At 46.3% G+C, this 10,524-nt stretch carries 11 protein-coding genes; all 11 read left to right on the forward strand.

All coding sequences use genetic code 11. The annotated features are described in order from the left end of the window. The first annotated feature begins 51 nt into the window (after positions 1 to 51). The 11 genes from pth (at position 52) to CHH53_RS16150 (ending at position 10,442) form a co-directional block, all read left to right on the forward strand. Entirely contained in the window at positions 52 to 612 is a 561-nt protein-coding gene (pth, locus tag CHH53_RS16100) for an aminoacyl-tRNA hydrolase (RefSeq protein WP_095217158.1), read from the forward strand. Between the two features lie 87 nt (positions 613 to 699). After that, positions 700 to 927, forward strand: coding sequence for an anti-sigma-F factor Fin (locus tag CHH53_RS16105; RefSeq protein ID WP_158221589.1), 228 nt, complete (start codon positions 700 to 702; stop codon positions 925 to 927). A gap of 90 nt (positions 928 to 1,017) precedes the next feature. Continuing rightward, positions 1,018 to 4,548, forward strand: a complete 3,531-nt coding sequence (gene mfd / locus CHH53_RS16110) for a transcription-repair coupling factor (RefSeq protein WP_095217160.1) — start codon at positions 1,018 to 1,020, stop codon at positions 4,546 to 4,548. A 154-nt stretch (positions 4,549 to 4,702) separates the two neighbouring features. After that, entirely contained in the window at positions 4,703 to 5,239 is a 537-nt protein-coding gene (spoVT, locus tag CHH53_RS16115; RefSeq protein ID WP_095217161.1) for a stage V sporulation protein T, read from the forward strand. A 232-nt stretch (positions 5,240 to 5,471) separates the two neighbouring features. Then, the gene (locus CHH53_RS16120; protein WP_095217162.1) at positions 5,472 to 7,052 is read left to right on the forward strand and encodes a putative polysaccharide biosynthesis protein; all 1,581 of its coding nucleotides are present in this window, start codon (positions 5,472 to 5,474) and stop codon (positions 7,050 to 7,052) included. Continuing rightward, positions 7,049 to 8,365, forward strand: coding sequence for a bifunctional methyltransferase/pyrophosphohydrolase YabN (gene yabN, locus CHH53_RS16125; protein ID WP_095217163.1), 1,317 nt, complete (start codon positions 7,049 to 7,051; stop codon positions 8,363 to 8,365). The genes CHH53_RS16120 and yabN overlap by 4 nt, the downstream gene beginning before the upstream one ends. A gap of 1 nt (position 8,366) precedes the next feature. Next, on the forward strand, positions 8,367 to 8,624 hold the full coding sequence (locus CHH53_RS16130) for an RNA-binding S4 domain-containing protein (RefSeq protein WP_095217164.1): 258 nt from the start codon (positions 8,367 to 8,369) through the stop codon (positions 8,622 to 8,624). A 61-nt stretch (positions 8,625 to 8,685) separates the two neighbouring features. Continuing rightward, entirely contained in the window at positions 8,686 to 8,970 is a 285-nt protein-coding gene (yabP, locus tag CHH53_RS16135) for a sporulation protein YabP (protein ID WP_093728739.1), read from the forward strand. Further along, positions 8,967 to 9,566, forward strand: a complete 600-nt coding sequence (gene yabQ, locus CHH53_RS16140) for a spore cortex biosynthesis protein YabQ (protein WP_095217165.1) — start codon at positions 8,967 to 8,969, stop codon at positions 9,564 to 9,566. The genes yabP and yabQ overlap by 4 nt, the downstream gene beginning before the upstream one ends. Positions 9,567 to 9,573: 7 nt before the next feature. Further along, entirely contained in the window at positions 9,574 to 9,954 is a 381-nt protein-coding gene (locus CHH53_RS16145) for an FtsB family cell division protein (protein WP_095217166.1), read from the forward strand. A gap of 74 nt (positions 9,955 to 10,028) precedes the next feature. Further along, positions 10,029 to 10,442 carry a S1 domain-containing RNA-binding protein gene (locus CHH53_RS16150; RefSeq protein ID WP_093728742.1) on the forward strand — a complete coding sequence of 138 codons (414 nt, stop codon included), beginning with the start codon at positions 10,029 to 10,031 and terminating at the stop codon, positions 10,440 to 10,442. Positions 10,443 to 10,524 lie beyond the last annotated feature (82 nt).

Consider the following 10,524-nt stretch of genomic DNA (forward strand, 5'->3'; position numbering starts at 1 on the left):
GTTGGGGTATGATTTTTGGGAATGGACTATGAGTAAAGGGCGTTAATGACTATGAAAATGATTGTCGGACTTGGGAATCCAGGTCAGAAATATGATCAGACTCGGCATAATATAGGGTTCATCGCGATTGATGAATTGGTGCATCGGCACGATTTGCCATTATCCAATAAAAAGTTCAATAGTGTGTATGCGACTGGTTTGATAAATGGGGAAAAGGTGATTTTGGTCAAGCCTACGACATTTATGAATCTTTCGGGAGAAGCAGTCCGACCGCTGATGGATTATTATAATGTGGAGCTGGAGGATCTGGTTGTCATTTATGACGATCTTGATTTGCCGGCAGGGAAAGTTCGGCTGCGGGAAAAAGGCGGTCATGGCGGGCATAATGGCATTCGGTCCTTGATTGCCCATCTTGGCACGAAGGAATTCAAGCGTATTCGTCTAGGGATCGGCCGTCCGGTCAATCAGCAGCCTGTGGTGGACTATGTTCTCCAGCGTTTCCATCAGGAAGAGCTGCCGGATATCGTCGATAGTGTAAAGAAGGCGGCAGATGCTTGTGAAACCTGGCTGAAGGAACCTTTCCTGCATGTCATGAATGATTTTAATCGCTGATTCATAGACTGCAACCAGATGTGTATGAATTTTAGCGCTTTCGGGCAGACTTTGACAGAGTCAAATTCAAGTCCCGGAGGCGTGATCATGGCAATTATATATCGATGTCGGCATTGCAAAACCAAGCTGGCAGAACTGGATGAGTATAAGGTTGATATCAAAGCGCTCGGATGGGATCGGTTATCCGCAGCGGACTATCAGGAAATGGTGCAGATCGATTCTGGTCATATTGTCTGTCAGGTAGCATGTGAGGATTGTGAAAATGCTCTGCAGCAATATCCGCATTATCACGAGCTGGATCATTTCATGCAATAACGTAAAGCTAAATAATGTTGTCATAAAAAGCTTTGGTGCGTCAACCAAGGCGTTTTTTGCTTATGACATGCACTAGCAGAAGGAGGCATTATGCAAGAGATCAAGCAATTCATCTCCACCCAGGATGATATACAATCTGTCATCAATGGGATAAAGTCAGGGATGAACGAACAGCTTTTGACAGGGTTGTCTGGATCGGCAAGGGGAGTCCTAGCGACAGTCTTGCAAGATGCAATACGTCGAAAGGTCATTCTGGTGACACACCAGCTGACACAGGCGCAGACACTTTATGAAGATATATTGGAACTGAGTGCGCATTCGAATGTGTACCTCTATCCTGTGAATGAATTACTGGCATCCGAAATTGCCATCTCCAGTCCAGAGCTTCGCAGCCAGCGCTTGGATGCATTGCGTAATTGGATGCAAAGCGAGAATGGCATCCTGGTGGCTCCGGCTGCAGCATTAAAACGAATACTTCCACAACCAGCTAAATGGGAAAGCTATCAGCTGGCTTTTCGTGTTGGAGAGGAAATTGATTTGGACCGCTATTTGCGGGCGCTGGTCGATATGGGATATGAACGTGCCGACATGGTGGAATCCCCGGGGGAATACAGCTTGCGCGGCGGGATATTGGATATCTATTCGTTGACGGAATCCAATCCGATACGGATTGAATTATTCGATACGGAAGTAGATTCAATCCGCTATTTTGATTCTGATACACAGCGGTCCTTGGAAAAAAGGGATGCTGTTGAAATAGGTCCTGCCACAGAATTACTCGTCGATAGTGAAGATATTGCCAGGGCAGCTGATCGGCTGGAGAAGGCATTGGGAGAAACCATAGGCAAGCTGCAGGCAGATGAGCATAAGCAGCAGGTGCTTGAAGCTGTCAGCCAGGATCTGGAGCGACTGCGCCAGCAGGAACGTTTTCAGGGTATGGCCAAGTATGCCGGCTATTTTTATGATGAACCAGCTAGTCTATTAGATTATCTTGGCCAGGATGGCTATATCATCCTGGATGAAATGAGCCGGATACAAGAAACCGCCAATCGGCTTGATGAAGAGGAAGCGGAATGGCATCAGAGCCTGCTGGAAGCACATCAAACCGTCAGACAGCTGAAACTGTCATTTGACTGGCATGAAGTACTGCAGAGGATGAAGCAGGCGCGTTTATACTTAAGTGTTTTCCTGCGTCATATACCGAATACACATCCGCAAAATATCGTAAATGTGACATGCAGGGCGATGCAGCAATTCCATGGACAAATGCATTTGCTGAAGAATGAGCTGGAGCGTTGGGAAAAAAGCAATTATTCTACTATTTTAATGGCTCCTAACCAGCAGCGTGCAGAGAAAATCCAGGCTGTTCTGGCTGATTATGATATGGAAGCGGCCATTACAGAACATATCTCCCTTCCAGTGGGCACCCCGACCATCATGATCGGAAATATCAGCAGCGGTTTTGAATTGCCATTCCATAAGCTGGCGGTCCTGACAGAAAACGAACTGTTCAAGAAGCGTACTGCAAGACCGAAGCGTAAGCAGAAAATATCGAATGCAGAGCGGATCAAGAGTTATCAGGAGCTTTCTGTAGGGGATTATGTCGTTCATGCCAACCACGGGATTGGTCGCTATGTCGGCATCGAGACCTTGCAGGTGCAGGATGTGCATAAGGATTTCATGTTAATCCGTTATTCCGGCGATGATAAGCTATTTGTACCGATCGATCAGATAGATCTGGTTCAAAAATATGTCGGTTCAGAAGGAAAAGAGCCGAAACTGTACAAGCTCGGCGGGACAGAATGGAAGAAGGTCAAAAGCCGGGTACAATCATCTGTGGAGGATATTGCGGATGAATTGATCAAGCTGTATGCCGAAAGGGAAGCCTCCAAGGGATATGCCTTCTCGGAAGACGGTGAAATGCAGCGGGAATTCGAGGCGGCATTTCCTTATCAGGAAACGGAAGACCAGCTCCGTACCATTGATGAAATCAAGAAGGATATGGAACGGGAACGGCCAATGGATAGGCTGCTTTGCGGAGACGTCGGCTATGGCAAGACAGAAGTGGCTATCCGCGCAGCTTTCAAGGCAATTGCGGATGGAAAGCAAGTAGCAATCTTGGTGCCGACGACTATTTTGGCGCAGCAGCATTACGAAACGATTCTGGAGCGCTTCCAGGATTACGCGATCAATGTAGGCCTGATGAGCCGTTTCCGGACACGTAAGCAGCAAAATGAAGTCATCGCCGGTTTGAAGAGCGGTGTCATCGATATAGTCATTGGCACACACCGCTTGCTTTCCAAGGATATCGTCTATAAGGACCTTGGTTTATTGGTCGTCGATGAGGAACAGCGATTCGGTGTAAAACATAAAGAGAAGCTGAAACAGCTGAAGACAAATGTGGATGTGCTGACGTTGACGGCAACACCTATTCCTCGTACATTGCATATGTCCATGCTTGGTGTCCGTGATCTTTCCGTCATCGAGACGCCTCCTGAAAACAGATTCCCGATCCAGACATATGTCATGGAGTACAATCCGGTCTTCATCCGGGAGGCGATCGAAAGGGAAATGGCCAGGGATGGTCAGGTATTCTTCCTTTATAATAAGGTGGAAAATATCGAACGGAAAGCTCAGGAAATCGCAGCGCTGGTCGATGATGCGAGAGTGGCCTTCGCACATGGCCAAATGAATGAATCAGAGCTGGAAAGCGTCATGCTTGCCTTTCTTGAAGGAGAGTATGATGTCCTTGTCAGTACGACAATCATCGAGACAGGGGTGGATATTCCCAATGTGAACACCTTAATCGTCGACAATGCAGACAAGATGGGGCTCAGCCAGCTGTATCAGCTGCGCGGCCGTGTGGGACGCTCCAATCGAGTGGCATATGCGTATTTCACTTATCAGCAGGATAAGGTTCTGACAGAGGTGGCAGAAAAACGTTTGCAGGCCATTAAAGAGTTCACGGAATTGGGATCCGGATTCAAAATCGCCATGCGTGATTTATCCATCCGGGGTGCAGGTAATTTATTGGGGTCCCAACAGCATGGCTTTATCGATTCTGTCGGTTTCGATATGTATTCCCAAATGCTCACCGAGGCAGTGGAAGCACGTAAGGCGGGGAAACCTGCAGAGGAAATCAAACCGTTCGAAGTGGATCTGGATTTGGATATCAATGCCTATATTCCAGAATCTTATATCAAGGATGAAAAACAGAAAATCGATATGTATAAACGCTTCCAGAGCTGCACATCGCAAGAGGAAATCCATGATTTACGAGAAGAGCTGATTGATCGATTCGGCGACTACCCTGAGGAAGTGGCCAACCTCTTCCATGTGACTTCCTTGAAGATGTATGCAAAACGGGAGAAAATCGAATCCATCAGCGAGAAAAAGAAAAAACAGCGCATGGAGATACTGATCGATCCCGAGATGAGTCAGCATGTCGATGGCAGTAAATTGTTCGAATTCGCTAATCAATACGGCCGCATGGTGCAGCTTGGGACCGAGGATAAGAAATTGAAAATCGTCTTCAATTGGGACCGGCAATCGTATGAACGTCGATATGAAATCGCAGAAGAGTTCATTCAAGCAATGCGCGAGCTGAAACGTGCCAGCTGATTCTTTCGCTTCTGCCCTAAAAAATCGGCAAAAAATGTATAGGAATGCCGATGTGTATCATACTAACAGCACAACTGGTGAATTCTTCTTTTCTTCATAATAAGTAGAAAATACCCCAGAGCAGCTTATGATACAGAAAGAGAGGCAATGGAAGATGAAGGCTACAGGAATCGTACGTAGGATCGATGACTTGGGACGTGTTGTCATCCCGAAGGAAATACGCCGGACACTGCGCATTCGAGAGGGGGATCCGCTGGAGATCTTTGTTGACCGTGATGGTGAGGTCATTTTGAAGAAATACTCCCCGATCAGTGAGTTGGGCGACTTCGCAAAAGAATATGCAGAAGCATTATTTACGTCGATTGATCATGGCGTCCTGATTTGTGACCGTGATGAATACATTGCAGTTGCAGGTGAGTCGAAGAAGGAATACATGAATAAAGGTATCGGTTCTATTGTGGAAAAAGCAATGCAGGACAGAGCAACCGCTACGGTTAATCAAGCGGGTAATGTAGAGCTTGTGGAAGATAAGGACGATGAAGTGCAAGCATATGTGGTCAGCCCGATCATCGCCAGTGGAGACCCGATCGGCTGTGTCGTCATTGTCAGCCGTAACGATGGCGAGCTTGGCAAAGTCGAGGAAAAAGCGGCGGAAACAGCTGCCAATTTCCTTGCGAGACAAATGGAATAGTGAAAAAGGAATCCCGCAACGATCATGTTGCGGGATTCTTTTTATGCTAAGCTGAAAGTTAAGAGGAGGGGAGCTTATGATCGAGGAGAATGCTAACGGCTGCTCACCTCGTATTTCCAGCATACATCCCCGAAAGCTTCCAGTCGTATCGATTCTTGTACGCAGTTGAAGCAAGATATGATATGGGTCTCATGGTATAATCCCAATAGGTAAAGGTTGGAGGAATCATCGGATGGGATTAGGAATGAAGCGGCTGTTTCATGGTGCTTTTGTGCTGGCAGTCGCTGGTTTGATCAGTAAGATATTAAGTGCGGGCTATCGGGTCCCATTTCAAAATATAGTAGGAGATAAGGGATTTTATATTTATCAGCAGGTGTATCCATTCCTTGGGATTGCAGCGAGCTTGGCATTATACGGCATTCCTGCAGCAGTGTCCCGGCTGGTTGCCGAACGTTACCGGAATGTTTCCCCGTCATGGCGTTCTTTTTATTTGCCGATAGGGACATTCCTGCTTGGTTTGGCAGTGATCACATTTGCCGTGCTGTATGCAGCTGCTCCGCAAATAGCTGGATTGATGGGTGATGCTGCTTTGGAGAAGCCGCTTAAGGCAGCGGCATTCATTTTTTTGGCTGTTCCCTTTACTTCGATCCTGCGGGGCGTCTATCAAGGAAAGCAAAATATGACCCCGACAGCCGTTTCGCAAGTGGCGGAGCAGATGGTCAGGGTTGGTTTGATTCTCGGCATCACCTTCCTTCTTGTACGTTCAGAGGGCGATTTGTATGATATTGGAGCCGAAGCAGCACTGGCATCATTGGCAGGGGCTTGCTTCGGTATCGCAGTCCTTTGCTTTTATATGAAGAAGCAGCCGATCATATCGACAGTGGAGCAGCGCCTTCCGTGGATGTATATCATAAAAACGATTCTCGTATATGGCTTCTTTATTTGTCTAAACTATATGCTATTACTGCTTTTGCAGTTTGCCGATGCTTTCACACTTGTATCGGGCTTACTGGAACATGGTTTGGATTTGGATGAGGCACGTGAATGGAAAGGGATATATGACCGCGGCCAGCCGCTTGTCCAGTTGGGCATCGTCGTTGGCTCTTCCCTGGCAATGTCCTTTGTGCCATCCATTACGAAGGATCAGCTGCTTGGTGATAAGAAGGCTGTCATCAAACTGCTTCAGAGCGGGTGGAAGCTTAGTTTTCTGCTGTCCATTGCAGCTACTGCTGGATTGATCAGTCTGTTTCCGCTTGTTAACGAATTATTATTTAAAACGGATATCGGTACATATTCTTTACAAGTATTCATGCTGACAATCTTTGTGTGTTCCTTGACGTTGACAACAGCCTCGATGCTGGAGACATTAGGGAAATGGAAGCAGACAGCAGCCATTATCGCAGCAGGCTTCCTTCTTAAATGGTTGATGAATGAATGGCTGGTACCAATTTACGGCATCATGGGTGCTTCGTTGGCGACTGTCATAACGGTAGCTTGCATACTGGCAGGCAACTTGTACTTGCTTAAGCGTTATCTGCCAGAAATTAAGTTGTTCCAGCTTCCGTGGAAGAGTCTGATTGTCGGATTGTTGTCCATGTCTGTCGCTGTAGGGTTATTATATTTAGCTGCTGTCGAATTGTTTCACGTGAAAACACGAATTTTGTTATTGATATATGTATTGTTTGCTGTCATCGTCGGTGCTGCACTGTATGGATTTACTTTGATACGGACAGGAGCATTCAGCCGGGCGGAGTTGATGTCATTGCCATTCAGCAGCCGATTATTGCGATTGGAAGGGAGAAATAAGGAATGAAGCATACCATTGAAGTGGTAGGACTGGGTGGCGGAGATATTAACCAGTTATCACTAGGAATCTATAAGAAATTGAAAGGTCACGGGAAACCCATCTTTGTCAGGACAATGGATCATCCGGTTGTACAGACGCTGCAAGAAGAAGGGGTGGAATTCCATTCCTATGACGAAATCTACGAAAATCATCCCGATTTTCAGTCGGTTTATGAAGAAATTGCTAACAGCTTGTTCCGTCAAGCTGAAGAAGGTTCATTGATATATGCAGTTCCTGGACATCCGATGCTCGCGGAAATGACTGTTCAGCTGCTGCTTTCCCAACAGGAAGTCGATGTGAAAATCATTGGGGGGCAAAGTTTTCTTGATGATTTATTCTCTGCCCTAAGGATCGATCCGATCGATGGCTTTCAGTTTGTCGACGCTACATCCTTCCGGCGTGATGAGCTGGAGTACAGACAGCATCTCATCTTCTGCCAAGTATACGATCAAATGGTAGCATCGGAAGTGAAATTGGAATTACTGGAGGATCTGCCGCCGGAGTATCCAGTTACCATCGTCGATGCTGTGGGCAGCGCGAATGAGAGCATGAAGACCGTCATGCTTGAAGACTTGGATAGAAGTGTGGAATTCAGTAATTTGATGAGTGTTTATGTGCCGCCGGCAGTGTCGCTGGAGCTGAATCACAAGTTTTACAGATTGCGCGAGGTGATCCGGACGCTGCGCGGGCCAGGGGGCTGCCCTTGGGATCAGAAGCAAACGCATGAATCATTGCGGAGATATGTAATTGAAGAAGCTTATGAACTTATTGATGCCATCAATAAGGAAGATGATGAGAATCTCATCGAGGAGCTGGGGGATGTATTGCTTCAAGTCATGCTGCACAGTCAAATCGGTGAAGATGATGGTTATTTCACCATCGATGATGTAATCAGAAGCGTTACAGAGAAGATGATTCGCCGCCATCCGCATGTTTTCGGCGAGGCGGTCTTGGAAACAGAACAAGAATTGCAAACGAGCTGGGAAGCCATTAAGCAGGAAGAAAAAGCAGGTCAACCCCAGAAGCAAGAAAACAAATCACTGCAGCCGGAGCTGATGAAAGCGGCAGAGCTTGGCAAGCAAGCGGAATCCCCTTCCAATTTGGCACAATTGCTGTCCGAATTCAGCAGGAGGGCATCAGAAGCGGCGCTGGATGAAAAGGTCATCGGAGAGCTTCTGTTTGCTATTGCCTCTTATGCAGGCTATTATAAAATAAATCCAGAAATTGCTTTGCATCAGGCAATGGAGGGTAATAAAAGTACGGATAAGGGAAGTGAATGACATGCGCTTAGATAAGTTCCTAAAAGTGTCGCGATTGATCAAACGGCGGACACTGGCTAAAGAAGTGGCCGATCAAGGCCGAATCACCATCAATGGTATCCAGGCAAAAGCATCCACGAATGTAGCCGTTGGAGATGAGATGGCGATTCGCTTCGGACAGAAACTGCTGACGATCGAGGTGCAGCAGCTGAAGGAAGCTGTCAAGAAGGAAGATGCTGCAACATTGTATAAAGTGAAAAAGGAAGAACCTGTACAATAAAAATCGTTCTAACCTTGTCCCTGTCCTCATAGATTGTTAGGGATAAAGGGAGGCGGTAACGATGGATCAAACCCGGAAAGTCCAAGCGGATCATGATATAAAAATGTTCAGTCGGAAATCGCTCGAGATCAGCGGTGTAAAGGAAGTGGACAGCTTCGATAGCGAAGAATTCCTGCTCCAGACGGAAATGGGTTATATGATCATTCGCGGGAGCAACCTGCATATGAAGAATCTCGATTTGCAGGAGGGTAAGGTATCGATCAAGGGTAAAATCCAGGAGCTGTCCTATTTGGATGAGCATCATGGGGAGAAGGCTAAAGGACTCTTTAGCAAGCTCTTCAAATGACGCTGACGGTCCAGTTCCTCACTATAGTGTCGATGATTGCAGGCGGAGTTTATCTTGGTGCAGCCATGGATACATTCCGCCGCTTTGAACGGCACTGGAAAAAGCGGGTCGTCATGCGTTATGTCATGGAGTGCAGCTTCTGGCTGCTGCAGGCTTTGCTGTTGTTTTTCCTGCTGTTTCAGGTGAACCAGGGGGAAATGCGTTTTTATATTCTTTTGGCATTATTATGTGGTTTTGCAGGATACAGGGCCTTATTTCAGACAAGCTATCGGCGTGTGCTGGAATTGCTTATCCGTATCATCCGAAAAACGATGATCATAACGAAGAGGATTTTACAGGTGCTCATCCTGACACCGATCCGACTGGCAATCCAAGGACTGCTGCTGCTGGCAGGGGGAGTCCTTGCGCTCTTATGGAAATTGATCCGATTGGTGCTGGTCATCCTCTTTTACCCAATACGTCTCATTGGTCGGCTAGTGTGGAGGCTGACACCTGAAAGGTATCGAAAAAATTACTCCAAATTAGCAGGTATCTATAGTAGAATGAAGAATATAGCAAGAAAGTTTTACGATTCACTGCGCAGGACAAGGAGGTAAAACTGGCGTGGCAAGAAAGAAACGGAACGTAACGAAGATGGAGTCCAGCTACACAAGACAATACGATGCATATACGGAACGGCAGCGGAAAAAACAAAAAAGACTCTTTCGGCGTTTGATCTTGTTCGCCGCTTTTGCAGTTGTTCTGCTGGGTTTGATGACTGGATATCATATTCATCAGCGCGGTGTTTATGCCCAGAAGCAGACGGAATACAAAGAGAAGCAGGAAGAGTTGGCAAGCTTGCAAGATAAAGAAAAGGATCTCAAAGAGGAAATCGAGCTTTTGAATGACAAAAGTTATGTATTGGAAATCGCCAGAACCAATTACTTCTATTCAAAAGACGGTGAGACCATTTTTAAGATCACCGAAGAAGAGCCCTCTTATTGACACCCTTTTCCAAGCTTTTATATAATATATAAGTAGTATATTTCTTTCAAACTTTAAGGAGGAGCATTTTTTTTATGTCAATTGAAGTAGGCAGCAAGTATCAGGGTAAGGTAACAGGAATCACTAATTTCGGTGCATTCGTAGAACTGCCAGGCGGATCTACAGGACTAGTGCATATTAGTGAAGTTGCCGATAATTACGTAAAAGACATTAATGAGCATTTGTCTGTCGGTGATATGATCACAGTCAAGGTCATTAATGAAAAGGACGGAAAGATTGGGCTTTCCATCAAGAAAGCAAAAGATAATCCGCCACCAGCACGCCGTAATAACAATAGGGGATCCGGACATGGCGGTGGTCATCGCGATCGCACGGAATCATTCGAAGCCAAGATGAATCGCTTCCTGAAGGATTCAGAGGACCGTCTTGCGTCCCTTAAGAAACACACAGAATCAAAACGCGGTGGCAGAGGCGCTAAAAAAGGTTAAACTTGCTGTCTATATTGGGATTTGATAAAAATGCAAATCTTCAGATATAAAACATGGAATCGGATGCGAAAAGCATCCGATT

The organism is Terribacillus sp. 7520-G (assembly GCF_002271665.1).
Taxonomy (GTDB): domain Bacteria; phylum Bacillota; class Bacilli; order Bacillales; family Amphibacillaceae; genus Terribacillus.